The following is a 24,772-nucleotide window of genomic DNA, read 5'->3' as shown; positions in this document are numbered from 1 at the left end:
AACCAGACCGGGTGCGAATCAACAGGAGCAATGTAAGTACGTGGTTAAAAACCGCCCGGCTGGCCGGGCGGTTTTTTTGCGGAAAGCGGGCCAAAACCGAAACCAGAACCCGCATGAAGGTTGTTATCAAGTTGTACAATTGACGGGATTTGTGTTTCTTGACGGCCTCGTCCGTTATTCTGCACTCAATGACAAAACCACAGAAGAAACTCTTTTTACTGGACGCGCTGGCTCTGATCTACCGCGCCCATTTTGCCTTCAGCAAGTCACCCCGGATCAACTCGCGGGGATTGAACACCAGTTGCGTTTTCGGTTTTACGAACGCGCTGCTGGAAATTCTTCAGAAAGAAAAACCGACCCACATCGGCGTTGCGTTCGATAGCAGCAAAAAAACCTTCCGGCACGACACATTCGTCGACTACAAGGCCAATCGGCAGGCCATGCCCGAAGACATCAGTATTGCCATTCCGTACGTGAAAAAGCTGGTGGAGGCCATGAACATTCCCATCCTGATCCTGGATGGTTACGAAGCGGACGACATCATCGGAACCCTCGCTAAACGGGCCGCCAAAGCCGACTTTGAGGTATTTATGATGACCCCGGATAAGGATTACGGCCAACTGGTGGAAGAACATATTTACGTATACCGTCCGGCTTTCATGGGCAAAGCCGCCGAAAAACTGGGCGTTAAAGAAGTGCTGGACCGCTGGCAGATTCAGGAAATCAGTCAGGTGACCGATATGCTGGGGCTGATGGGCGATTCGGTCGATAACATTCCGGGGATTCCGGGGGTGGGCGAGAAAACCGCCCAGAAACTCGTGGCTGAATTCGGAACGGTTGAGAATCTGATTGCCAATGCCGATAAGCTGAAAGGCAAGCTGAAAGAGAACGTCGTACAGTTTGCGCAGCAGGGCCTGCTCTCGAAACAACTGGCGACGATCCACCTGGATGTGCCCCTTGATTTTAACGAAACCGCCCTGCTTCATACCGATCCGGATAAGCCGAAACTATCTGCCCTGCTGGACGAGCTTGAATTCCGCCAACTGCGCCGTCGGCTGGTGGGCGATGATGAAGCGGACCCCATTCCGTTTCCGGTGGTACCCCGACCGGCCGCCAAAGGTCAGATGGGCTTGTTCGACGAAGAAACCGTTCTGGCACCGGCCGCTCTGCCGAGTGCCGAAAAACCGTCCGGGACGTCTGATCTGCCCTTCGTGGATGAAACGCAGCCTGCCCGTACCGATGCCATAACGGCTTTTGAGAAAAACGCCCGACCGGCGGTCGTGGCCAATACGGCGGAGATGCAGCCGGATTGGACCGAAACCGAACCCGACGAGCGCAAACACGAGCCCCGGCGGACCATCTATTCGGTGGTGCACGATTACCGGCTGGTCGATACGCCCGAACTACGGCAGAGCCTGGTGTATTATTTGAACCAGCAGGAGACCCTCTGTTTTGACTCCGAAACCACCTCGACCGATCCGGTGGAAGCCGATCTGGTGGGCCTGTCGTTTGCCTACCGCAAGGGGGAAGCTTTTTATGTACCCGTACCGGCCGACCGGGAAGGAGCGCAGGCCATTGTTGAAGAGTTCCGGAGCGTATTTGAGAATCCGGCTATCATTAAAGTGGGCCAGAACCTCAAGTACGACATGCTGATGCTGAAAAAATACGGCGTTGAGGTACAGGGCAAACTGTTCGATACCATGGTGGCCCACTACCTGATTGAACCGGAGCAGCGGCATAACATGGACATCATGGCAATGACCCACCTGAACTACGACCCCGTTTCCATCGAAACGCTGATCGGGAAAAAAGGCCCGAAACAGTTGTCGATGCGCGATGTGGAAGTCCAAAAGGTGGTTGAATACGCCGGGGAAGATGCGGATATTACGCTGCAACTGAAAGATACGTTTGCGCCGATGCTGGAGAAAAACCAGCTGACCAAACTGTTTGACGAGGTGGAAATGCCGCTGGTGCGCGTGCTGAGCGAAATGGAACTGGGCGGGGTAAAGGTAGACGTAAACGCCCTGAACGAACTCTCGGCCACGCTGGAAACCGATATGCGGCAGGTGCAGAGTGAGATTTACGAACTGGCGGGCGGGCCGTTCAACATTGGTTCGCCGAAGCAGCTGGGTGAAGTTCTGTTTGATAAACTGAAGCTGGATAACAAAGCAAAGAAAACCAAAACCGGGCAATACGCAACGGGCGAGGAGGTGCTGACCGAGCTGGAAGCCGATCATGAAATTGCTCGCAAGATTCTGGATTACCGGGAGTTAGTAAAGCTGAAGAATACTTACGTCGACGCGCTGCCGCTGCTGATCAGTCCGCGCGATGGCCGCATTCACACCTCGTTCAACCAGGCGGTGGCGGCAACGGGCCGGTTGAGTTCAACCAACCCAAACCTGCAAAATATCCCGATCCGGACGCCACGGGGCCGCGAGATCCGGAAAGCGTTTGTGCCCCACAGCGATGAGTTTTTGATTATGTCGGCGGATTACTCGCAGATCGAACTGCGGATTATGGCGGCTTTCAGCGGGGACCAGACCATGCTCGATGCGTTTAACAACGGAATCGATATTCACACCCAGACCGCCAGCAAGGTATTTAAAGTGCCACTGGATCAGGTGGATTCCGACATGCGCCGGAAAGCTAAAATGGTCAACTTTGGGATTATTTACGGTATTTCGGCGTTTGGCCTGGCCCGGCGGCTGCGGATTCCGCGCAAGGAAGCGGCCGAGATCATTCAGGAATACTTCGCCGGTTTTCCCGCCATCAAACAGTACATGGATCAATCCATCGAAAAGGCGCGGAAACTCGAATACGCCGAAACCATCCTGGGCCGGCGCCGGTACCTGCGCGACATCAACTCGCGCAACATGACCGACCGGAGTTTTGCGGAGCGCAACGCCATTAACGCACCGATACAGGGGTCGGCGGCCGATATGATCAAAATTGCAATGATCAAAATCGACGAATTCATCCGGGAAAACCGCCTGAAATCCCGCATGATCCTGACGGTTCATGACGAATTGGTTTTTGATGCGCACAAGGACGAGCTGGATCTGTTGCGGGAGAACGTATCGCACCTGATGGCAAACGCAATTCCACTGGCCGTGAAGATGGAAACCGGAATTGGCGTGGGTGTCAATTGGCTGGATGCCCATTGAGTTATTATAAAAGGGCTCTCGCGGAGTTGAGCGGAATTATAAAGGGATATAGCGAAGTACCTCCGCATCTCTCTTTTTATCTACGCTCAACTCCGCGTTACAGCTTCCGTTTCCATCCAAAAGTGTTCATAATAAAGAATTAACAAGGTTTTCGGGAAGGACTCCTTGTTTTTTTGTTACTATAGAATCACTAATCCCTCGCAAAATGAAAAACATACTGGTTCCCACGGACTTTACTGGCACTTCTGAACTGGCCCTCGCCTGGGCAAAATTTCTGGCCAAACATTATAGCCAGGGCGGTCAGGAAACAATGATAACACTCGCGCATGTCACCCAGCCCTATATTCCGGATTCTACGTTACCAACTGGCGAAGTTGGTGTGGGGATGATGGCCGTGCAGGAGATGGAAGACGTCGGGGAATTAAATCTACAGGAAATTGCCGATCAGCTGGAACGGGAGGGATTCAAAACCCGCATCGAAAGCCGGGTTGGTTCCATTGACAGCGAAATTGTGGACGTAGCCGACGAGCTGAAACCGGACCTGATTGTGATGGGCCGAAGCCACATCGACTCCTTTTTTGACTGGCTGGCGGGAAGTTCGGCGGCCGATGTGGCCATGACGGCTCATTGCCCGGTGCTGGTAGTTCCCACGCTCGATCACAGCCAAAGCGTTCCGGTTCGCTTGCAGAATATCGCCTACGCCACCCAACTGGAATTCGACGAAAATCACATTTTACGACCGGTTGTGCAACTCGCCCGTACGTTTCAGTCCAACCTGCGGCTGGTCAAAATTAAGGCGGTTAATCAGCCGAATGTTCGCGAAGACAGCCAGTATTGGGCGCAGATTGAGTCGGAATTTGGGCAGGGGCGGTTGGTGGAGGACACCGTTGATGCCGACAATGTGGTTGAGGGCCTGACGAAATACACGCAAACCAATCAGGTCGATTTGCTGGTGATGGCAACTCGTGAACGGGATTTTCTGAGTAAATTACTGAATCCGAGCCTGACGAAGCGCATGGTATTGAACTCCGACGTACCGGTGCTGGTCTACCACGCGGAAGAAAATTACTGACACATATTGGCCAATCGGTACGTGTAGGCCACGTAGGCCGGGCAGATTTTAGTCCGTATTGTCATTTTGTACGGACTTAATTTTCAATCTGCCGTTTCAAAATCAACACGGGGAGCCTACGTAGCCCGTGAGTACGTTTATGAGCAGACGCCGGTATAAACATTCGGAGAAAAAGGTAGGGGCCTCACCCGGAACCCTGATCTATGTGGGTCAGGATATTGATTACAAAACCAAAATTCGCCGGATCGATTACAACGAAGCGAATTACACCGTCGAAGACATTAGACGACTGGCTTCGTGCAGCCGACCGGACGCAACATCCGACAGGGTGTCCTGGCTGGATGTGGACGGTATTCACGAGCCTAGGGTGGTTGAGCGGATTGGGCAGCAGTATAAGTTGCATCCGCTGCTGCTCGAAGATGTGATGAATTCCCAGCAGAAACCGAAAGTAGAGGAGTACGACGGTTCTTACCTGTTTGCGACGCTGAAGATGCTCTACTTCAAACCCGCGAGCGAGGAACTGGACAGTGAACACCTCAGTTTTGTGCTGGGTAAAAACTACCTGATTTCCTTTCAGGAAGAACGCCGGGCAGACCTGTTTCAGCCGGTTCTCGACCGCATTCAGGCGTCGGCGGGTAAAACCCGGCGCAACGGTTCGGATTACCTTCTCTACGCTCTGATGGATTTGGTCGTTGACCATTACTTTGTGGTGCTTGATACCATTGGGGAGAAGCTGGAAGTGCTGGAAGACAGCATCATCCGGCAGAAGGCCGGGCAGGACACGCTGACTCATCTGTATACCCTGAAACGCGAATTGACCCTGATGCGCAAGGCCGTCTGGCCCGTGCGCGAAATGCTGAGCCGCCTGTTGCTGGAAGAAAGCGAGCTGATTCGGCCCACCACCATCCCGTTTCTGCGCGACCTCTACGATCACGTTGTGCAGGTGCTGGACAGCATCGACTCGTACCGCGAACTGGCCACGGGGCTGCTTGATGTCTATCTTTCGACGCTCAGCAACCGGATGAACTCGGTCATGAAAACACTCACAATTTTTTCCGCTATTTTTATGCCCCTAACCTTTATCGTGGGCGTTTACGGAATGAATTTTGACAACATGCCGGAACTGCACACCCGCAACGGTTATTTTGTCGTGTTGGGTATCATGGCGGTTCTGACGGTTCTGATGATCATTTACTTCCGACGGCGAAGGTGGTTTTAAGCATACGGGTTTATGACAATTCAGGAATTTGACATTAATACGTCGGACGTTTATCCGCTGACCGACAGTCGGCAATTGCTGTCACCGACGCCGGGTGGAGCGGCCAAAGCTGTTTTTTTTGCCATTCAGGGTGAGCACCACGACGGTCACCGGTTTATCCCGGAACTCTACCGCAAAAACGTTCGGCAGTTTGTGGTCGAAACGGCGGCCCTGACGCCCGAACTCCGGCACCAACTGGCGCAATGGCCCGACGCCCGGGTGTGGGAAGTGGGCAGTAGCCTGAAAACCCTGCAGGAGTGGGCCGCCCGGCACCGCTCTCAGTTTGACATTCCGGTGGTGGGCATCACGGGCAGCAACGGCAAAACTATTGTGAAGGAATGGCTGGCGCAGGTTCTTTCCCCCGATTTTCGAATCCAGAAAAGCCCGAAAAGTTACAATTCGCAAGTGGGCGTTCCGTTGTCAGTCTGGCCGCTGAACGAACAGCACACGCTAGGGATTTTTGAAGCCGGGATTTCCAAACCGGCTGAGATGCAGGCCCTCCAGACGATCATCAATCCGACGGTCGGCATTTTTACCAACATCGGCTCGGCGCACAACGAGGGGTTCCGGTCGCAGAAGCAGAAAGTGGCTGAAAAACTGCGCCTGTTCCGGCAGTCGGATACGCTGATTTACCGGAAATCATACGCGGAAATTGACGAAGAAACGCACCTGCTGCTCAAAGCCGTCAACCCCGCCATTCGCCTGATCAGCTGGTCGACCGAGGAACCCGCTGAAGTGGTCGTTTCATTTACCAATCACGCCAGCGGAACCCTGATTAGGCTGCAATGGGATGGAAAAGAATACCCCATCCGGCTGCCGTTTTCGGATTCGGCTTCACTCGAAAACGCGACGCACGTGCTGCTGGCTTCGCTGGTGCTGGGCGTTGCCGACGAAGCCGTTTTGCAGGATCGCTTCGCCCGGCTGCGGCCGGTGTCGATGCGGCTGGAGTTAAAGGAAGGCATTCACCGCAACCTGCTGATCGACGACACCTACAACAACGACCTGGCGGGTTTGTCGATTGCGCTCGATTTCCTGAACCAGCAGGATGCCGCCCGCCAGAAGGTGCTGGTCCTGTCGGATTTGCTCGAAACCGGCATGAGCGCCGACGATCTTTACCCGGCCATAGCCCGGATGGTGGCCGAAAAAGCCGTCAATCAACTGGTCGGGGTCGGAACCGAAATCAGCCGGTTTCAATCCGTATTTACGGTACCCAGCCGGTTTTATGCAACCACCCAGGAATTGCTGCAATCGGGTTATCTGAACGGACTGATGGACTCGGTAATCTTGGTGAAAGGGGCCCGGCGGTTTTCGTTTGAAAGCGTTATCAATCGTTTCGTCCAGAAATCGCACCGAACGATTCTGGAAATCAACCTCGATGCGCTGACGCACAACCTGAATTTCTACCGCAACCGGGTAGGCGCCCAGACTCGGATTATGGTGATGGTCAAGGCGTTTGCCTACGGAAGCGGAAGCGCCGAGGTCGCCAGCCTGCTTCAGTACCACCGGGTCGATTACCTGGCCGTGGCCTACGCCGACGAGGGGGTAGCACTCCGAGAGAATGGGATTCGCCTGCCGATCATGGTGATGAATCCCTCCCCGCAGGCGTTTCGGCAACTGATTGATTACCACCTGGAGCCTGAAATTTATAGTTTCCGAATTCTGGCCGAATGGCTGCAGTTTCTGAAGCAGGAGAAACCGGCGATGGACCTTCCGCCCATCCACCTCAAGCTGGATACCGGAATGCACCGACTGGGCTTTTTACCGGACGAAGTGGCAGCGCTGGGCCAACGGCTGAAGGAAAATCCGGTGTTGCGCGTGGCATCGGTTTTCAGTCACCTGGTCGGGTCCGACGAAGCGGAACATACGGCTTTCTCCCTGGAGCAACACCGGCTGCTGATCGAGGGAGCGGCCAAACTGGAGCAGGAGTTGGGCTACCGACCGCTGCGGCATCTGCTTAATTCGGCCGGTATCGTGCGGTTGCCGGAATTTAAACTGGACATGGTTCGGCTTGGCATTGGCCTCTACGGGGTGGAGTCGAGCCGGCTGGAACCGCTGCAGGTACAACCCATTGGCACGCTGAAAACCGTCATCAGCCAGATCAAAGAACTAAAAGCCGGAGAAACCGTGGGCTACAGCCGGCGGGGTGTGTTAACCCACGACGCCCGCATCGCCACCCTGGCCATCGGGTATGCCGACGGCTACGACCGCCGACTGGGTAACGGGGTTGGGCAGGTTTGGGTCAACGGGGTGCTTTGCCCGACGGTGGGCAGTGTTTGCATGGACATGACCATGATTGATGTGACGGAGGCTCCGGCGCAGGAAGGGGACGAAGCTATGCTGTTTGGGCCCCAGGTTTCCATTACGGATCTGGCCAGCCGCATCGGGACGATCCCGTATGAAATTCTGACGGGTGTCAGCGAGCGGGTGAAGCGGGTGTTCTACCGGGAATAAAAGAAAAGCCCGCCAGCCGGAATCCGACTGACGGGCCTCATCTGTCCCCACAAACCGCTCTCACAGGGATCTTCAAAGTTGGTAAACGCTATTACCCACTTTATTTCTTTTGGCAGAATGAGCATCGACAGATGGAGGTTGTCTGCCGCTCATCCCTTTTAGGTTATTTAGGAAACTTCGATTTGGCTTCTTCCAGCGCCTGTTTCTTAGTTTCCAAGTCTTTACCCGAGCTACTCAAATCGGTTTTGTTGGTTTCCGTGTCACGCTGTAACTGTTCCAGTTCGCGGGCGTTTTCCTCCAGCCGCTTTGTCAGGTTCTCTTTTTCTTTTTTATTCCGTTCAATATCGCGCACAAGCTTCTCGCTCTGTTTCGTCAGCCGGTCCTGCTTTTTCTGGGCTTCAACGTACGAATCGTTGGCCAGCTTGATGTTGTAGTTGATCCGGGTGCGTTCGGCAAAATTCTTCAGCAACGCTTCTACCTCACTGTACATCCCGTTGCCCGGGGCGACATAATTGCCATTACCCTGATCGACGGCCATGAAAATCGTTGCCTTGTTCTTTTCCGCGGCAACCTTGCTGGCGACATTCAGCGGCTCGGATGAAAGAACCGGAATGTTGGCCGATGGTATTTTATAAATACCGTTGCGGCCCGTCGCCACTTTGCCGTACGATTTCACCAAGGTCTCCCATTCCTTTTCAACGAATTTCCCTTCGATGGGGACTTCGAGGCTAAGTCCGGGCAGTGACGCCTTGTCGACGTTCTGCGAAGACGATGATACCGTCTGGGCCTGAACCGGAGAAAATCCTGCGGTCAGGCTAAGCAGGCATGAGCAATACAAGACGGATAAGAACGAGTGAAATGGTGACCTTTTCATGAAAGTAACGATGGATGAATGGGTTTTCTTGTAATTAATATTCGTTTCTTGTTATCAAAAAGCGTCGTTGCAAACAGATACAGGTCACCGCCGGTGGCAATTCCCAGCTTTTTGCGCAGAGTTTCAGTGGCTTCCGGGAAGTTCCGGACACTCAGGTTCGCTTTGTGTTCCGGTAAAAAAGACTGCACTTCTTTCCGATCCGGTTTGCAACTGCCCAACACCTCAAACGAGCGACCCGGGAAGTCGGGTACCAGTTCGTTGCTGGTGTACAGATGGCTATTCGGGGCCAGTTTACACAAACCCAGCCGTTCGGCCACGATGCGGAAGGCGCCCGCTTTGAGTAAAGACGGATTGGGTTCGTATAAGTAACGCATCGGATCGTGAAACGAGACTTCCGCTGTTCGCTCTTCCGTCCGGCGAAAGGCAAAGAATTCATCCGCACCCGTAGAACGAAGATTGACCGTTTGTAGGGTAACGTCCGGACCCGCATTTGCCGTTAAAACAAACAGGACTTCTTTGCATTCATTATCGACCGACACCACATGAACGGCAGCCACGTCCGGAAGTTGCCTCATAACCGTTTCAATGTCAATCAGCGGGGAGGTTTTCAAGAGCACCGAAGTGGCCTTTTGTCGCCAGCCGGTCGGGTGGGTGGGTCGGTACCAGTCCAGCACGTTGGGCTCGCAATCTTCCAGCCGGACCACCTTGCCACCCTGACGGTCGCGCCGGGCCGGGTCCAGGTACAGCCAGTCGGCCGGTCCCGTAAATTGGGCCAAAAAGCGGTCGGCCGGGATGCCCGGTTCGGTCTGGTGCGGAAAATCAATGTTGGTGCCGCCCAGTTTGGGCAGATTATGGGCCGCCAGTTCCGCCAGATCGGTTTGCTGTTCAACGTAAATAACGCGATCGGCCTGTTGGGAAAAAGCCAGTGCATCGACGCCCATACCGCCCGTTAGATCAACAACCAGCGCTGGTTTTGCACCGCCTGGGTTCAGAAGAGAAGCCTTGTAAGCTGCCGTCCGCTCCGACGACGCCTGCTCAACCGACAGGGCGGGGGGAAACACCAGTTCCGGATTGGCATACCAGTTTGGCAATTTGAACCGAGCTTTTTGCCGGGACACCAATTGAGCCGCAACTACCTTGACCCGCACGTTGTTTGAATCCGTCTGGCGCAAGAGTAACGTATGCGGATCAGCGTTCGAATTTTCTTGGATAAATCGTTGCTCGGTTAAAGTCAAAAATATCATTCATCTAATAATTTCTAGAAATTTTACGAAGATTAAAAATTGGTTAAAAATTTTCCCGATTTTGCAGTTGTAAATTTGATTTACTCCTATCACACAAAGTTTTACTTCTTTAATTTAATTTTTCTATGGAAATCTTTAGTCCCCTAAAGACGCTATCAAAGTATTCCCTAGCAACCTTTCGATCCGATTTGCCAGCGGGTTTATCCGTTTTTTTGGTTGCTTTGCCACTTTGCCTGGGCATCGCGCTGGCGTCGGGTGCGCCGTTATTCTCCGGACTAGTCGCGGGCATGATCGGTGGTTTGGTAATTGGGTTGTTATCAGGTTCAGATGTCAGTGTGAGCGGACCGGCTGCGGGTCTGGCCGTGATCGTGGCCGACAGTATCAACAACCTGGGTGCGTTTGAAGTGTTTCTAACGGCGGTGATTATGGCCGGTATCATTCAGTTTGTGCTGGGTCTGTTAAAGGCAGGTAAATTTAGCGGATATTTTCCCGACAGCGTTATCCGCGGTCTCCTGGTTGCCATTGGTCTGGTGATTATTCTAAAGCAGATTCCGCACGCGCTGGGGCGTGATAATGATTTTGAGGGCGAGTTTGAGTTTCAGCAACTGGCCGATGGGGAGAACACCCTCTCGGAGATTTACCGGGCTGTGGTTACCGCCAGCACCGGCGCGGTCATCATCAGTCTGGCATCCTTTCTGCTCCTGTTTTTCTGGGAGAAAGGATCGAAGAAAGGGATTGCCTTTTTCAAGAACTTTCCCGGTGCGCTGGTCGTCGTACTTTTAGGCATCGGCCTGAATGAGCTTTTTCGGGTTATTAAACCGGACTGGTACCTGGGTACGTCGGCTCATCAGCACATGGTGCAGATTCCGAAGATCGAGCCGGACAAAGGGATTTTCTCCGTTTTCTACTTTCCGGATTTTGGGGCCTTAACAAATCCGAAAGTGTACGTTACGGCCATCACCATCGCCATTGTGGCCAGCCTGGAAACCCTGCTGAATCTGGAGGCTGCCGACAAACTGGATCCGCAAAAACGCGTTTCGTCGCCCGATCAGGAAATGGTGGCGCAGGGCATTGGCAACATGATTTCGGGGTTGATTGGTGGGCTGCCCGTTACCTCGGTGATCGTCCGGACATCGGCCAACGTGTACGGGGGTAGCAAAACAAGGGTTTCATCCATTACGCACGGCCTGTTTCTGCTGGTGGCGGTGTTTCTGGGTGCTCCGCTGCTGAACCTGATTCCGCTATCGTGTCTGGCGGCTCTGCTGATTACCGTGGGCTATAAGCTGGCCAAACCGGAAATTTTTAAAAAAACCTATAACGAAGGGGTATACCAGTTTATCCCGTTTATTGTCACCGTTCTTGGCATTGTGTTCACGGATTTGCTGATCGGGATCGGCATCGGTCTGGTGGTCGGTATTCTGTTTGTGCTGTTTACCAACTTCCAGGCGGCTTTCCGCGTGGTACGGGATGGCAATAAGGTGCTGATCAAATTCCAGAAAGACTTGTATTTTCTGGTCAAACCGCAACTGAAGCAGACCCTGCGTGATTTGCAGCCGGGGGATCAGGTACTGGTCGATGGGACGTACGCGTCGTTTATTGATCACGATATTTACAATATTTTGCAGGATTTCCGGGAAACTGCTCATTCGCAGGGTATTAAGTATGAGCTGAAAAATGTATCATTAAAAAAAAGGAGCCTACGCCATGCACGCACACGAGAAGATGTTATTAGCGAATAAAGCCTGGGCGCTTGACAAGCTGGAACTGAACGAACATTATTTCGAGGACCTGGCGGCCGATCAAAAACCGCAGTTTCTTTGGATCGGCTGTTCCGACAGCCGGGTGTCGGCCGAAGAAATTACGGGTACCATGCCGGGCGAGATGTTTGTTCACCGGAATATCGCCAATCAGGTCATTTCCTCGGACCTGAACCTGCTGAGCGTTCTGCAGTATGCGGTTGAAGTGCTGAAAGTCCGGCACATCATTGTCTGCGGACACTACGAGTGCGGTGGGGTCAAGGCCGCCCTGCTCGACAAGCGATACGGCCTGATTGACAACTGGTTGCAAAATATCCAGATCGTCAAGCAGAAATATGCGCCGGAGCTGAAGGCCATCCCCGACGAACACGATCGTTTCAACCGCCTGGTAGAACTCAGCACCCGGGAGCAGGTATACAACCTGGGCCATACCTCAATTATCCAGGAAGCCTGGAACCGCAAGCAGGAGCTCTGGATTCACGGCTGGGTATTCAATATGCACAACGGGCAACTGAAAAAGATTGTCGACTTATCGTCGGAAGACCAGGCCGCTGTCGATCTGGTGAAGGAACTGGGAGCTGAAGACGGGCTGTCGAGAGCCCTGACCACCGACATCCGGCTGTTGACGGAAAAATGAGTGAAGAGTTAAGAATGAAGAGTTAGGAGTTAAGGGGGTACAACGAGGCCGCCTGGCGGTTAGCGCGCAGCGCCAGCCAACTCCTAACTCTTCATTCTTGACTCTTCATTCTTCAAGGGTGTAGGAAAAAAGCCGTTTATGTTGCTTTTTTATGGCGTATTCCAAAACCCTATACAGTACATGACTACCAAACCCGTGTCACGCGCCACCACCGAAGCCAACGGTGTCTGGCGGGTTATCACCGCTTCTTCCGTCGGAACCCTCATTGAATGGTACGACTTTTACATTTTTGGCAGTTTAGCCACCATTCTTTCCGCTCAGTTTTTCCCCAAAGACAATCCCACCGCCGGGTTTTTATCGACACTGGCTACGTTTGCCGCCGGTTTCATTGTGCGGCCGTTCGGAGCGCTGGTGTTCGGTCGGCTGGGCGATCTGGTGGGCCGGAAATATACCTTTCTGCTCACGCTCGTGCTGATGGGGGGCTCAACCTTTCTGATTGGCTGCGTGCCGGGCTACGAATCCATCGGGATGCTGGCACCGGCCCTGGTGTTGTTGCTCCGGCTGGTTCAGGGGCTGGCGCTGGGTGGTGAATACGGCGGGGCCGCTACCTACGTCGCCGAGCATTCGCCCGACGGCAAACGGGGCTACTTCACGAGTTTCATCCAGACGACGGCCACGCTGGGGTTATTCGTTTCGCTGGGCGTGATTCTGCTAACCCGGCAGACGCTGGGAACCGACGTTTTTAATACCTGGGGCTGGCGGGTGCCGTTTCTGTTATCGGCTTTTCTGGTCGGGGTTTCCATTTACATCCGGCTGCGCATGTCGGAGTCACCTATTTTTCAAAAAATTAAGGAAGAAGGCAAGATTTCGACCAATCCTCTGAAGGAAAGTTTCGGCAGAAAAGCCAACCTGAAAATGGTGTTGCTGGCCCTGTTCGGGGCCACGGCGGGGCAGGGGGTGATCTGGTACACCGGTCAATTCTACGCGCTGTCATTTATTCAGAAAATCTGTAACGTCGAGTTCGCTCAGTCGAACTACATCATTGCTCTGGCGCTGCTGGTCGCCACCCCATTTTTCGTGATTTTCGGCGGGTTGTCCGACAAAATCGGCCGCCGGAACATCATGCTGGCCGGAATGTTTCTGGGCGTCCTGACCTACCGGCCGATTTACCGCGCCATGTACAGCCTGGCCGATCCCGAGCAGAAATTCGAATTAACCTTCCGCCGGAGCATCGAAACCAAGCAGGAACGCATCGAGGGAACCAGCGAATTCAAAACCACCAACTCAACCGTCCGTTACTTCGACGACGGAACGGTGTACCGGGAAATCCAGCCCCAGGCCGGTTCGGCATCGACCGCCGTAGTCAAGGAAGTGACGTTGGGCAATGAAGCCTTCTGGCTCATGACGGTTCTGGTTCTGGCGCAGGTTCTGTACGTAACGATGGTCTACGGCCCGATTGCGGCTTTTCTGGTAGAATTATTTCCGGCCCGGATTCGGTACACGTCTATGTCGCTGCCCTACCACATCGGCAACGGGGTTTTTGGCGGGCTGACACCGTTTATTGCGACGAGTCTGGTGGAAACGGCGAAGAAAACGGGTTCAATCGATGCGTATTTACAGGGGCTTTGGTACCCAATCGGGATTGCCGCGGTTTGCCTGGTAATTGGCGCCCTGTACATTGACAAAAAACAGTATAAAACCGTAGAAGACTAAGCCGGACATGAACGCACTGAAAAAAACACTCGGTCTGCTCTGGATGCTGGCCGGAATTGCCCTGACGCTTGGATTGCCCTATGAAACCATTCGGCGACTTACGTCGGCAACTGCCACGGCGGAAGACTATGTTTTCTGGCTCGTGATTGTTGTCATCTTCCTGCCGATCACCATCGGACTGGCCTTGTTTGGCCGGTATGCTTGGCAGGGAGAATACGACAAAAATGACTAAGAAAAAGGTTCGTTAGTTCTGCGGGAGTTACCGTTTTCCGTTGTTTTTGGCCGTTTTCCGTCCAAAAAAATACGGTATAAAACAAATAATCGTAGTTTAGCGGCCTGAACTATAGTTTCTCAATACAATGAATTTTCGAATCCGAACCTTTGACGAATATCAGGAGGCCTACCGCTATAGTGTTGAGGACCCCGAAGGCTTTTGGGCCGAAATTGCCCAGAATTTTCAGTGGCGCAAGCCGTGGAAGAAAACCCTCCAGTGGAATTTTGAAGAACCCAACGTTCAGTGGTTTGCCGGTGGCAAACTGAATATCACCGAGAATTGCCTCGACCGGCATCTGGCCGAGCGGGGGGATCAACCCGCCATCATCTGGGAGCCCAACGACCCGAACGAAGCCGGGGTTACGCTCACCTATCGCATGCTGCACGATCAGGTTTGCCGGATGGCCAATGTGCTCAAACGCAACGGTGTTGGCAAAGGCGACCGGGTTTGTATTTACCTGCCGATGGTTCCTGAACTGGCGATTGCGGTGCTGGCCTGCGCCCGCATTGGAGCCATTCACTCGGTCGTGTTTGGCGGTTTTTCGGCCCGTTCCATCGCCGACCGGATCAACGACGCCCAGTGCCGCCTGGTCATCACGTCCGATGGCGCTTACCGGGGCAACAAGGAAATTCCGATGAAGGAAACCGTCGATGACGCCCTCGTGCAGTGTCCGAGCGTGGAAAAGGTGATTGTCCTGACGCGGACGCGCACACCGGTTTCGATGATCAAGGGCCGGGATGTGTGGATGGAGCAGGAACTGAAGCTGGTGACGGCCGAGTGCCCCGCCGAAGAAATGGATTCCGAAGACATGCTCTTCATCCTGTACACCTCCGGCTCGACGGGCAAGCCCAAGGGCGTGGTGCACACCTGCGGAGGGTACATGATTTATGCCGCTTACACGTTCCAGAACGTATTTCAGTACGAACCGGGTCAGGTCCATTTCTGTACGGCTGACATCGGCTGGATTACCGGTCACAGCTACATCGTTTACGGACCGCTGGCCTGCGGAGCGACCAGCCTGTTGTTTGAGGGTGTTCCGACCTGGCCGGATTGCGGACGGTTCTGGGATATTGTCGATAAATACAAGGTAGATATTCTATACACCGCCCCGACGGCCATCCGCTCGCTGATGAGCTTCGGCCTGGAAAAAGTGGAAAACCACGACCTGAGTTCGCTGAAAGTGCTGGGTTCGGTGGGTGAGCCGATCAACGAAGAAGCCTGGCACTGGTACGACGATCACATTGGAAAAAACCGTTGTCCGATTGTTGACACCTGGTGGCAGACCGAAACGGGCGGTATTCTGATTTCACCGATTGCCGGTCTAACGAAAACCAAACCGACGTACGCAACGCTGCCTTTGCCGGGTGTTCAGCCGGTATTGGTGGACGAAAACGGGCAGGAAATCGAGGGCAATGGCGTGAGCGGAAACCTGTGCATTAAATTCCCGTGGCCGGGCATCATCCGCACGACCTACGGCGACCACGAACGGTGCCGTCAAACGTATTTCAGTACCTACAAGAACCTGTATTTCACGGGTGATGGCTGTCTGCGCGACGAAGACGGGTATTACCGCATCACGGGCCGGGTCGACGACGTTCTGAACGTATCGGGCCACCGGATCGGAACCGCCGAAGTTGAAAACGCCATCAACATGCACACGGGCGTGGTCGAGAGCGCAGTAGTGGGTTATCCGCACGACATCAAAGGCCAGGGCATTTACGCCTACGTGATTGCCGAAAGCACGGTTACGCACGAAGACGGCGATCTGATGAAGCGTGACATTCTGGCCACCGTCAGCCGGATTATTGGGCCGATTGCCAAACCCGATAAGATTCAGTTTGTCAGCGGCTTGCCCAAAACCCGTTCCGGAAAGATCATGCGTCGGATTCTGCGCAAAATTGCCGAGGGCGAAACTTCCAACCTGGGCGACACCTCGACGCTGCTCGATCCGTCGGTCGTGGAAGAGATTAAAAATGGCGCCCTGATCGGCGTGAAATAACAAAACAAACCCCCGGACTGCACGCTGGGGGTTTGTTTTTATTGACTCATTCCAACGAATCCGCTCTTCCAGGAGTCCTATCAAAAAACGTATTTTTTATGTTACGAGGACTACTGATTGGACTACTGATGATTGGATGGCTGGGCGGGGCTACCAGTGCCCGAGCCTGTAGCTGCACGGATGGCGGTGCTTTTCTGACCATCGCCGAAAAAGCCGCCTGGACACCCGGTACGCTGATGGTGCGGGCGGAGGTTCGCGACCACGAAGCACACGGCATGGATGTAAAAGTCTTGGAGGTCCTGAACGGAAGCGAAGAGAAATCGGTACTCCGCGTCTGGGGCGACCCGGGGTTTATGTGCCGGTTGTACACCCATGGCTTTAAAAAAGGCGATAAGCTGGTGCTGATTCTGCAACGGATTGAGAACGCCTACTACGAGAATGAGCGGAACGGCGATTATTTGCTGAACGGCTGCGGAACGTATGTATTGCAGGAGAACAAGAGCATTACGGGCCGCATTACCGCGTCGGATAAGGAGATGACCAAAAACCGGTTTTACAGCGAACTGGACAACATTCTGGGTAAAAGCCGGCCGGATATGGCCAAGATTTACCCCAGTCCGGTCGTGGATAAGCTGCTGACTGTCAGCGTCCCCGCGCTTCCTCAGTCGACTATATCAGTCCAGGTCGTCACAACCGCGGGCCAGACGCTGCAAACCCGGCAGCTGGAATCCGGAAAGCAGCACGAGTTGGATGTGTCGACGCTGGCTCAGGGCATCTACCTCATCCGGTTCCGCAGTGAGCATCAGGTGTACACCCGACGGTTTGTTAAACAATAACCGGGAAACAGCGCAAGAATCGGGTTTTTGGAGCGGGTTGCGCGGGGTACCTTTGTTCCATGCAAACGACAAAAGCCATGAACGCAACGGAAACCCATCCTACCTACCAGCAAATTGCCCGGTCGATTGAATTTCTAACCGAAAACTTCCGGCAACAACCATCGCTGGCCGAGGTGGCCGATCGCGCCAACCTGAGCGAATACCATTTCCAGCGGTTGTTTTCCGACTGGGCGGGGGTAAGCCCCAAGAAGTTTTTGCAGTATCTGACCCTCGCCTTTGCCAAGGAGCGGCTACGCCGTGGCCTGACGCTGGCCGAGGTTGCCGACGGAGCCGGACTCTCCAGCACGGGACGGCTTCACGATCTGTTTGTGGTACTTGAAGGCATGACCCCGGGCCAGTTTAAGCAGGGGGGCGGGGGCGTCACGATCCAATACGCGGTTTTCGAAAGTCCGTTTGGTCCGTATCTATTGGGGGCTATCGGCGATAAAATTTGCAAACTTGAATTTCTGGACGAAGCGGAAGCCACCGATCAAGCCCGCATGACGGCCCGTTTTGCCACCGACTGGTCCGACGCCCGGCTAATCCGGGATGCTGATTCGCTCCGGCCGCTGGCCCACCAGATTTTTACCCGGACCGCCCGCCAGCCGTTGCGGATTGCCGTAAAGGCGTCACCGTTTCAATTGAAAGTCTGGGAAGCCCTGCTGCGGATTCCCGAGGGGCAGGTGGTGAGCTACGACCAGATTGCCGCGGCCATCGGAATGCCCTCGGCGTCGCGGGCGGTGGGAACGGCCATCGGGTCCAATCCGGTGGGATACCTGATTCCCTGCCACCGCGTGATCCGAAAAACCGGATTATTTGGTAATTACCGCTGGGGAGCAACCCGGAAAGTGGCCCTGCTCGGCTGGGAAGCGGCCTGCCGGGAGCATTGATCCACCACGGCCAAAGGGAAGGAGTTGGCCAACTCGCTCCCTATCTCTCCCCTTATATCTTCTCAATAGAACCGTATGAACACCGATCAACTGGATTGGAAAGCCGTGCGGGCCTCGCTCGTCGAGCGTGGATTTGCCCAGCTCAACGGGCTGGTGGACCGGGCCGCGTGTCAGCAGCTCATGGCGCTGTATGCTGAACCCCGGCATTTCCAGAAAACGATTTCGATGGAGCGTTACCGCTTTGGTCAAGGCGAATACAAGTACTTTAATTATCCCTTGCCCGGTTTCCTGCAAACGCTGCGCACCGGCTTGTACGAGGAGCTTCACCCAGTGGCCAATCAATGGATGAAAAACCTGAACCGTGCCATAACGTACCCGGCTACACACGCGGACTTTTTACAAACATGCCGGGAGAACGGCCAGCTACTGGCTACGCCGTTGTTGCTAAGGTACGGTGTCGGTGGTTACAACACGCTGCACCAGGATTTGTACGGTGAGGTCTATTTTCCCTTGCAGGCCGTTGTTTTCCTGAACAAACCGGGTATTGATTATACGGGCGGGGAGTTTGTCTTGACGGAGCAGGTTCCCCGGGCGCAGTCGAAAGCCACGGTATTGACGCCCGGGCAGGGCGATGTGCTGATCTTCACGACGCAGTTTCGGCCACAGAAGGGAACGAAAGGCTATTTCCGGGTCGCGATGAAACACGGTGTCAGTACCGTTCATTCCGGAACCCGCTACACCCTTGGCATCATTTTTCACGACGCGCAGTGATTCGGCACACCGATTTTCCCGATGATGATTCAGGAAAGAGGGCGCTTTTCCGGCTGATGAAAACCGGAACCCTGGTGTGGGGTGGCCATGCAGCCTGGCAACTCTACGGCACCCTGTGGGTCCGGGAAACGGATGCTGCGGAAAAACCGGGTCTTTTTTCAATTCGAGCAGGAAGCCGTTCTGCTCGGATTCTGGCCCTGCGCCCATTGTTTGCGGGAAAAATACCGGCAGGCGTTTTGGGTCACCCGACTGCCGGTTTGAAAGCCGCCGGGCTACCCGTTTGTCATCTTTCCGCCAGTTGCACGTCGGCGCTCTTTTTTGCGATGTCGTGGTGGATTTTCGGAACGGTTTTCAGGTACTCGTAAATAGCACCTGCTTCATGGTCCGACAGCATGGGGCGTGGAAACATGGGCTGCCTCAAAATCGAGCCATCGGGCCGGACGCCGAGCTTGACGACCCGGATAAACTGCTCTTTTGTGTATTTTTTGGCAATGCCGGTCTGCTCATCAAACGTCAGGTTGGCGGTTACCACGGTTTTTCCGGCTTCGTCTTTCATTTCGATGCCACCGCCGTAATAGCCCTTACTTTTTTCCGGGTGCGTTTTGCTTTGGTCGATCATGTCGCCGGAATGACAACCGTAACAGTCGCCAATGGCGTCGGCGGTGTAGCGGCCCAGTGCCACCGGATCGGTGCTGTCGGGCAGGGCGATCGGTTCGGGCGAATAGGCAAGCGGTTTCATCAGCGTATGGGTCAGCAACAGCGACACGAAGCTCAGTTCGGTTGGGGGCGCTTCCTGCCTGGTGGGTTGTACCGGGAAACGATCGGACCGCAGCCAGGCAACCACCGACTTGAGGTCTTCGTCGGCCATGTTTGGGTACTGCGGCATAATGGGGGCATACGTGCCATCGCGCCGAACGCCGGTGCGCAGGAAGTACATCAGTTCGCCGTCGGTCCAGCTACCGATTCCTTTTTCCTGGTCCTGCGTAATGTTTTTCGAATAGAGTTTGCCAAAAAGAGAGGGTGCTTCGGCCAAGTGCTTGCCCGTCAGCCGGTTTTCGCTGTCGGCGTGGCAGGCCATGCACTGAATCTGGGCGATTACCTCCCCACGGGCAACGCGGGCCGGCGTTCGTTCAACCGTCACTTCGGGAATCGTAGGAGGGTCGTAGGTGGGTACACCCACGGCGACGACGTAAGCGCAGAATCCGGCCAGCAAAAGCACAAGGCCGCCCAGCCCAAAGCCGATAATTTTCAGGACTTTTTTCATGAATGAGTTGTGTAGAATGATGGTGTGGATACGTGTTACAGACTTGGTGGCCGGGCGGTTAGGTAGCCCAACTGAAACAAAAATGTCATCCTTTCATTCATGAATTCAATTCGCAACTCGTTGAAGCGTAACAACTTTGCTATGAAGTGTCAAATTTGGGAAATGAAAAAGGGAACTCGTTTTTGCTGAAATAGGGGAGGGAATTATAAAAGCGAAAGCGTGCAGAAATGCGTATTCCTGCCGATCTTTAGGTGAGACGAATGAACAGCCAGAACGTTGCCCATGCCAATTCAGCACCTCTCCAAGGACGCGATCCTGAAACAGATTATTGAGTCTACGCCCGCGCCTAAAATTGCCTTTGAATATGTCGAAGATCCGGCCAGAAACCGGATTTACCTGGCGCTGCTGGAGAGCATTGTTTCCCAGCAAATTTCCGTAAAAGCCGCCGACTCCATCTTCGCTCGTTTTCTGGCGTTGTTTCCCGACGGCTATCCGCATCCGGAACAACTCCTGGCCAAAACGCCCGAGGAACTGCGCACGGCCGGGCTTTCGGGGCAGAAGGGGCGGTATCTGCAAAGTGTGGCCGAATTTGCGCTGCAAAACCCGATGACCAACGCCCACCTGGACCCCATGACCGATGAGGAAATTGTGCAGTACCTGCTGCCGATCAAGGGCGTAGGCCGCTGGACGGTCGAAATGCTGCTGATGTTTGTGCTGGACCGCCCCGACGTTTTTCCGATCGACGATCTGGTGATTCGCCAGAAGATGGTTTTGGCCTACGGGCTGACCGAAACCGGGCGGCCGCTCTACAAACGGCTGCACGAAATCGCCGGAGCCTGGCGCCCCCATCGCTCCCTGGCCTCCCGCTATCTGTGGCGCTGGAAGCCCGGGGGAGGCACGAGGGAAGCGTTATGAATGATGAGTTAGGGTATAGCCCAAAAATCGTCACCCATAACTTTTCACTTTTTCACTCTTCACTTGTCATTCATATTTCGTCACTTCCGGGTGTACTTCCAGGATTTCCGAGGACAGTGTACCCATCGGGTCTACGGTCCAGCGTTCGGCGATAACGGTGTGGTTGTTCTGGTCAATATACTTGATGTCGATGGCCGGTCCCTGGATCGAAAGCAGGGCAAAACCGTTGTAACCCACGTCCCGACGGCGAATGCGCTCGCGAATCCGCTGGTCGTAGAACAGCAGTTGTCCCAAGTGGCCGCGGTCGGGTGGGTTGGTTTCGACGGGCATCCCGCCGTGGCCCACGCAGCGCCCCCAGGCCTGAATGCCGTCCGAAAAGCCGTATTTGTTGTAAAAAGAAAGCCGGTGTTCGTGCCCCCAGAACCACAAAACCGGCCGTTCGGCTGCCCCAAACGCCTTTTTCAATTGCCGCCCCACCACCGGGTGATCATCGCGGAAGGACGAAAAATAGGGGTGATGACTCAGAAAAATAATGCCGCGTTTGTCGTTCGGGTCGTTTAGCTTTACAACTTCCGTCAGCCAGTTAAGGTGCTCATCGCGCAGGTTGCAGTCGGGTTTGAACAGCACTTCCAGCAAGGGCCGGTTGGTTGAGTTGTAACCTGTATCGAGGCCAATAATCCGCCAGTGTTCATTTTCCAGGCAAAAGAAACCCGCCTGCTGCGTGGCTATCTGAGGGCCTTTCCGGATTTTCATGGCGGGCAGGAGCTTCTTGAAAAAAGCCGTTCCGTTGGAGTACATCTCGTGGTTGCCCGACAGGGCCAGGCTACCGTGCTTGCCAAAGTGCCACGACGCGTCCGGATCGGTGAAGTTGGTCGCGATTTCCTCGGGTGTGCCGACGAAGTACACATCGCCGAGGTGGATCGTATAGTCCGGATCGTGATCGCGGATCAGATAACCGATCTGGTCGGATTCCCGCGTGTCGGTGGCCCAATCGGATACCAGCGCCAGGGTCACGGTATCACTGTAAGTGTGCATGGGGTAAATACCGTCGTCGCCGTTGCTGGGGTAAAACTGATAGGCGGCCTTGGGACCAAACCGGCTTTTGAGGTAATGGTAGGCAAAGCCTAGGAGGTTGGTGGCAAAAAACGCGGCTACCTTATTGGCGGCCGTTCCTTCCTTGAGCCGTTTTTCGTACAGGGCGGCCTGTGTTTTGAGGTGGTTTTCCAGCTCGGAATGGCCTAAATCGACGTACTGCTCCGGTTCTCTTTTTTCTGTTTTCATCAACACGAAGGGCGAAAGCGCGAAAGATGGAATGAGTTCAAATCATTCTCTGAATCGCGGTTTCGGATTAAACGAATGCGCTACAATTTAACCACTTCCAATTTCATGGCTGCGTCGGCGTGCAGCAAAATCTGCAAACCGTCGGGCCGGACGGCAATGGCTTTGGGACTTAACTGAAACTTGGGAATATCAATGCGTGCTTTTTTGCCCACTTTCGCCCGCGCAAAAGCGGATTCAATTTTGTTCGGTAGCAGCGTAAAATGCTCTTCCAGCGGCACGCGCAGGGTCGATTGCAGCGTGTCTTTCAGGGTGTCGTGCAGCATCCAGTCGGCCACCTTCGCCAGGGATTGTTCCGTTTGAATATCATAGTCGAGGTTTTGCATCACCAGCTCCTTCCGGACGGTATCAAAGGTGGGCCGTCCCCGGAAATACAACGTACCGCCAAGCGCCCCCTTGATGTCAGCTTGCACAATCAGGGCGTGTTCACCCCCGTACACGCTGATTTTTTTAACGTTGATCAAATGATTGATCACGTCGAGTTTGGCGCCGGAAACGTAGGCGTTCAGAACCGTACTAAGCTGGCTGTAAGGCACGCGGCTCAGCAGGCTGACGTGGGAATTCATAGGGAGCGAAGCCACTTTCTGGAGCCGGGGCAGTGGCAAATTCAGGGCGTAAGTGGGCTTGGGGCCAAACAGCGATTCCATTTTGAGCTTAATACGCATCGGAATCACGAGTTCTGTCGGGTTGCCACGAATCGGTCCTACCAGCACGGCAAACGGTTTGGGCCGTAGCCAGACCTCCTGAAAGTTGCGATTGATCAACAACGGTTTCTGGATGCTCTGCCAGATCTTGGTCACTTCGCGGTCGAGCCGAAGTTCGTTGAAAATGGCCCGGTCGATGGCGTTCTCGATGCCGTTTTCGCGCTTTTGCAGAATCTGGTCGGCCAGGTTGGTCACCGGAACCTTAATTCCCAGCATCCGAATTTGGGGTTCGGTAATCCAGCGGTAATTTTCCAGTTCGACGTTGGTCTGCATACGCCAGTCGTCGCGCACCACCAGCGGGCTGCGAAACTGGACATGGAGGGCGCTGTATACGCGGTCGGAGGTGTCTTGCACACTAAGCCGGAACGGGTTGCTCAGCCAGATGCGAAGCGATGCGCTAAAGGCCAGCCGCTGTCCGTCGAACGCCAGCCGAATGGGACCCGAACGCTCGATGCGCAGGTTCAGGGGGCGGGCAATACCGTTTTTGATCGTTGCGTTCTGGACCAGGACGACGCCAAGCGCCCGGTTAATTTTTTCTTCGAGTTCGGAAATTTCAAATAGGATGGGCGCGCTGACGTAGGAACTATCGGCCGTCAGGGAGTCGTCAAAATTCTGGGCAGAAGGTGGTTTAGGATCCACCCGTTTACAGGCAAATACACCCGCCAGCATGAAGGCAAAAAAGGCGGTACAGATCAGAAAATAAGGGAGACGGTTTTGCTCACTCTCTTCTCGCATGTTGGTTGGGACAGGAATAGTGTTACCATTTCAATTAAACTGGTAACCGCCCTGATTTGTTGGCCGACGCTGCTTTTGCATCCGTGGCGCAACCGCATCCCTTCTCACAACCGGCTTTTTTTCGAAACAGACTCTTCCAGGTGCGCCAGCCCAGATACGCCAGCGCGGCAACAAAGAGCAGTCCAATAATCAGTTCCTGAACCATAAAAAGTTAACAATTAAAAATGAAAAGTTAAAAACAGGCTGGCGCATTCCTCCGGCGGAGCCATTACTTTTAACTTTTCATTTTTAACTTTTAATTAGACCCATTGGTTCCGGAGGGCGAGCTGGTAGATGTGCTGGTAATGGTGTTCGCCGTGCCAGGCGTAATTGGCCAGGGCTTCGGCAAGGGGTACCTGTTTCTGACTTTCCGGGTGAAAATAAGGCCGCTGAAACTGCTCTTCCGTCAGGGCGTCCAGGACGGTTACCCAGCGCTGGTGCATGTTGCTCAGGATAACCAGCGAGGGCGCAACCGAAAGGGTGTAGTCCGGCAGTTGAGACCAGGCGTTTTCGTCGTAAGGTTTCACGGTCGGCACGGATTCCGTCAGGGCCAGCTTGGTCCGGATATAGGCATTCATGTGGCTGTCGGCTACGTGGTGGACCAGCTGCCGGACCGTCCAGCCGCCGGGCCGGTAAGGCGTATCGAGCCGGTCGTCGCCCCACTTACCCACCAGTTCGGTCAGGTTGTGCGGAAAGACGGCGATGGCGGCAAGGTGTTCCTTTGTCTGTTCGAGTGTATAGCTGGCCGCGGCTGTAAAGGGGCCAATCGGGTATTGAAGCGGTTGCAGATCGTGCATC

At 54.3% G+C, this 24,772-nt stretch carries 21 protein-coding genes; 14 read left to right on the top strand and 7 right to left on the bottom strand.

What is annotated here, in order from left to right; all coding sequences use genetic code 11:
* Positions 1–188: 188 nt before the first annotated feature.
* The 4 genes from polA (at position 189) to OQ371_RS24010 (ending at position 7,945) form a co-directional block, all read left to right on the top strand.
* Entirely contained in the window at positions 189–3,164 is a 2,976-nt protein-coding gene (gene polA / locus OQ371_RS24025; RefSeq protein WP_265990939.1) for a DNA polymerase I, read from the top strand.
* Positions 3,165–3,369: 205 nt separating this feature from the next.
* Positions 3,370–4,236: a universal stress protein gene (locus tag OQ371_RS24020; protein WP_265990938.1), complete on the top strand. Its 867-nt coding sequence runs from the start codon at positions 3,370–3,372 to the stop codon at positions 4,234–4,236.
* A 139-nt stretch (positions 4,237–4,375) separates the two neighbouring features.
* On the top strand, positions 4,376–5,455 hold the full coding sequence (corA, locus tag OQ371_RS24015; protein ID WP_265990936.1) for a magnesium/cobalt transporter CorA: 1,080 nt from the start codon (positions 4,376–4,378) through the stop codon (positions 5,453–5,455).
* Between the two features lie 12 nt (positions 5,456–5,467).
* Positions 5,468–7,945, top strand: a complete 2,478-nt coding sequence (locus OQ371_RS24010; RefSeq protein ID WP_265990935.1) for a bifunctional UDP-N-acetylmuramoyl-tripeptide:D-alanyl-D-alanine ligase/alanine racemase — start codon at positions 5,468–5,470, stop codon at positions 7,943–7,945.
* A 163-nt stretch (positions 7,946–8,108) separates the two neighbouring features.
* Here OQ371_RS24010 and OQ371_RS24005 read toward each other — a convergent pair whose 3' ends face one another.
* Both OQ371_RS24005 and OQ371_RS24000 read right to left on the bottom strand, forming a co-directional pair.
* Complete coding sequence (locus OQ371_RS24005) at positions 8,109–8,819, bottom strand: polysaccharide deacetylase family protein (protein ID WP_265990933.1); 711 nt, start codon at positions 8,817–8,819, stop codon at positions 8,109–8,111.
* Positions 8,816–9,910 (bottom strand): THUMP-like domain-containing protein, encoded by a 1,095-nt coding sequence (locus OQ371_RS24000; protein ID WP_265990932.1) that lies wholly within the window; start codon positions 9,908–9,910, stop codon positions 8,816–8,818. Before OQ371_RS24000 ends, OQ371_RS24005 begins: the two co-directional genes overlap by 4 nt.
* 278 nt (positions 9,911–10,188) lie before the next feature.
* On the opposite strand from OQ371_RS24000, the gene OQ371_RS23995 reads away from it, so the two are divergent.
* The 9 genes from OQ371_RS23995 (at position 10,189) to OQ371_RS23955 (ending at position 19,240) form a co-directional block, all read left to right on the top strand.
* Complete coding sequence (locus OQ371_RS23995; RefSeq protein WP_265990931.1) at positions 10,189–11,802, top strand: SulP family inorganic anion transporter; 1,614 nt, start codon at positions 10,189–10,191, stop codon at positions 11,800–11,802.
* Complete coding sequence (locus OQ371_RS23990) at positions 11,768–12,457, top strand: carbonic anhydrase (RefSeq protein WP_265990930.1); 690 nt, start codon at positions 11,768–11,770, stop codon at positions 12,455–12,457. The genes OQ371_RS23995 and OQ371_RS23990 overlap by 35 nt, the downstream gene beginning before the upstream one ends.
* A gap of 180 nt (positions 12,458–12,637) precedes the next feature.
* Positions 12,638–14,170, top strand: coding sequence for an MFS transporter (locus OQ371_RS23985; protein WP_265990928.1), 1,533 nt, complete (start codon positions 12,638–12,640; stop codon positions 14,168–14,170).
* Positions 14,171–14,177: 7 nt separating this feature from the next.
* Positions 14,178–14,402, top strand: a complete 225-nt coding sequence (locus OQ371_RS23980) for a DUF6814 family protein (RefSeq protein ID WP_265990926.1) — start codon at positions 14,178–14,180, stop codon at positions 14,400–14,402.
* A gap of 127 nt (positions 14,403–14,529) precedes the next feature.
* Positions 14,530–16,443 carry an acetate--CoA ligase gene (gene acs, locus OQ371_RS23975; RefSeq protein WP_265990924.1) on the top strand — a complete coding sequence of 638 codons (1,914 nt, stop codon included), beginning with the start codon at positions 14,530–14,532 and terminating at the stop codon, positions 16,441–16,443.
* 98 nt (positions 16,444–16,541) lie between these two features.
* A complete protein-coding gene (locus tag OQ371_RS23970; protein WP_265990922.1) occupies positions 16,542–17,279 on the top strand; it encodes a T9SS type A sorting domain-containing protein in 738 nt (245 codons plus the stop codon).
* Positions 17,280–17,356: 77 nt separating this feature from the next.
* Complete coding sequence (locus OQ371_RS23965) at positions 17,357–18,208, top strand: methylated-DNA--[protein]-cysteine S-methyltransferase (protein ID WP_265990921.1); 852 nt, start codon at positions 17,357–17,359, stop codon at positions 18,206–18,208.
* 75 nt (positions 18,209–18,283) lie between these two features.
* On the top strand, positions 18,284–18,979 hold the full coding sequence (locus OQ371_RS23960) for a 2OG-Fe(II) oxygenase (RefSeq protein ID WP_265990920.1): 696 nt from the start codon (positions 18,284–18,286) through the stop codon (positions 18,977–18,979).
* 132 nt (positions 18,980–19,111) lie between these two features.
* Positions 19,112–19,240 (top strand): hypothetical protein, encoded by a 129-nt coding sequence (locus OQ371_RS23955; RefSeq protein ID WP_265990919.1) that lies wholly within the window; start codon positions 19,112–19,114, stop codon positions 19,238–19,240.
* A 22-nt stretch (positions 19,241–19,262) separates the two neighbouring features.
* Here OQ371_RS23955 and OQ371_RS23950 read toward each other — a convergent pair whose 3' ends face one another.
* Positions 19,263–20,243, bottom strand: coding sequence for a c-type cytochrome (locus OQ371_RS23950; RefSeq protein WP_265990917.1), 981 nt, complete (start codon positions 20,241–20,243; stop codon positions 19,263–19,265).
* 282 nt (positions 20,244–20,525) lie between these two features.
* Between OQ371_RS23950 and OQ371_RS23945 the strand changes: the two genes are divergently transcribed.
* Positions 20,526–21,158, top strand: a complete 633-nt coding sequence (locus tag OQ371_RS23945; RefSeq protein ID WP_265990916.1) for a DNA-3-methyladenine glycosylase family protein — start codon at positions 20,526–20,528, stop codon at positions 21,156–21,158.
* Positions 21,159–21,224: 66 nt separating this feature from the next.
* Here OQ371_RS23945 and OQ371_RS23940 read toward each other — a convergent pair whose 3' ends face one another.
* The 4 genes from OQ371_RS23940 to OQ371_RS23925 all read right to left on the bottom strand — a co-directional run bounded on the left by OQ371_RS23940 (position 21,225) and on the right by OQ371_RS23925 (position 24,771).
* Complete coding sequence (locus OQ371_RS23940; protein ID WP_265990914.1) at positions 21,225–22,439, bottom strand: metallophosphoesterase family protein; 1,215 nt, start codon at positions 22,437–22,439, stop codon at positions 21,225–21,227.
* Between the two features lie 80 nt (positions 22,440–22,519).
* Positions 22,520–23,935 (bottom strand): DUF4403 family protein, encoded by a 1,416-nt coding sequence (locus OQ371_RS23935; protein WP_265990913.1) that lies wholly within the window; start codon positions 23,933–23,935, stop codon positions 22,520–22,522.
* 34 nt (positions 23,936–23,969) lie between these two features.
* The gene (locus tag OQ371_RS23930) at positions 23,970–24,140 is read right to left on the bottom strand and encodes a FeoB-associated Cys-rich membrane protein (protein WP_265990911.1); all 171 of its coding nucleotides are present in this window, start codon (positions 24,138–24,140) and stop codon (positions 23,970–23,972) included.
* Between the two features lie 94 nt (positions 24,141–24,234).
* Entirely contained in the window at positions 24,235–24,771 is a 537-nt protein-coding gene (locus tag OQ371_RS23925) for a YfiT family bacillithiol transferase (RefSeq protein WP_265990909.1), read from the bottom strand.
* Position 24,772 lies beyond the last annotated feature (1 nt).

Source organism: Larkinella insperata, assembly GCF_026248825.1.
Classification (GTDB): Bacteria; Bacteroidota; Bacteroidia; order Cytophagales; family Spirosomataceae; genus Larkinella; species Larkinella insperata.
This window is presented reverse-complemented; position numbering and strand designations above follow the sequence as displayed.

Coding starts and splice junctions, on each gene's coding strand:
- polA (WP_265990939.1), top strand. CDS start 189: ATGACAAAACCACAGAAGAAACTCTTTTTACTGGACGCGCTGGCTCTG.
- OQ371_RS24020 (WP_265990938.1), top strand. CDS start 3,370: ATGAAAAACATACTGGTTCCCACGGACTTTACTGGCACTTCTGAACTG.
- corA (WP_265990936.1), top strand. CDS start 4,376: ATGAGCAGACGCCGGTATAAACATTCGGAGAAAAAGGTAGGGGCCTCA.
- OQ371_RS24010 (WP_265990935.1), top strand. CDS start 5,468: ATGACAATTCAGGAATTTGACATTAATACGTCGGACGTTTATCCGCTG.
- OQ371_RS24005 (WP_265990933.1), bottom strand. CDS start 8,819: ATGAAAAGGTCACCATTTCACTCGTTCTTATCCGTCTTGTATTGCTCA.
- OQ371_RS23995 (WP_265990931.1), top strand. CDS start 10,189: ATGGAAATCTTTAGTCCCCTAAAGACGCTATCAAAGTATTCCCTAGCA.
- OQ371_RS23990 (WP_265990930.1), top strand. CDS start 11,768: ATGCACGCACACGAGAAGATGTTATTAGCGAATAAAGCCTGGGCGCTT.
- OQ371_RS23985 (WP_265990928.1), top strand. CDS start 12,638: ATGACTACCAAACCCGTGTCACGCGCCACCACCGAAGCCAACGGTGTC.
- OQ371_RS23980 (WP_265990926.1), top strand. CDS start 14,178: ATGAACGCACTGAAAAAAACACTCGGTCTGCTCTGGATGCTGGCCGGA.
- acs (WP_265990924.1), top strand. CDS start 14,530: ATGAATTTTCGAATCCGAACCTTTGACGAATATCAGGAGGCCTACCGC.
- OQ371_RS23970 (WP_265990922.1), top strand. CDS start 16,542: ATGTTACGAGGACTACTGATTGGACTACTGATGATTGGATGGCTGGGC.
- OQ371_RS23965 (WP_265990921.1), top strand. CDS start 17,357: ATGAACGCAACGGAAACCCATCCTACCTACCAGCAAATTGCCCGGTCG.
- OQ371_RS23960 (WP_265990920.1), top strand. CDS start 18,284: ATGAACACCGATCAACTGGATTGGAAAGCCGTGCGGGCCTCGCTCGTC.
- OQ371_RS23955 (WP_265990919.1), top strand. CDS start 19,112: ATGCTGCGGAAAAACCGGGTCTTTTTTCAATTCGAGCAGGAAGCCGTT.
- OQ371_RS23950 (WP_265990917.1), bottom strand. CDS start 20,243: ATGAAAAAAGTCCTGAAAATTATCGGCTTTGGGCTGGGCGGCCTTGTG.
- OQ371_RS23945 (WP_265990916.1), top strand. CDS start 20,526: ATGCCAATTCAGCACCTCTCCAAGGACGCGATCCTGAAACAGATTATT.
- OQ371_RS23940 (WP_265990914.1), bottom strand. CDS start 22,439: ATGAAAACAGAAAAAAGAGAACCGGAGCAGTACGTCGATTTAGGCCAT.
- OQ371_RS23935 (WP_265990913.1), bottom strand. CDS start 23,935: ATGCGAGAAGAGAGTGAGCAAAACCGTCTCCCTTATTTTCTGATCTGT.
- OQ371_RS23930 (WP_265990911.1), bottom strand. CDS start 24,140: ATGGTTCAGGAACTGATTATTGGACTGCTCTTTGTTGCCGCGCTGGCG.
- OQ371_RS23925 (WP_265990909.1), bottom strand. CDS start 24,771: ATGCACGATCTGCAACCGCTTCAATACCCGATTGGCCCCTTTACAGCC.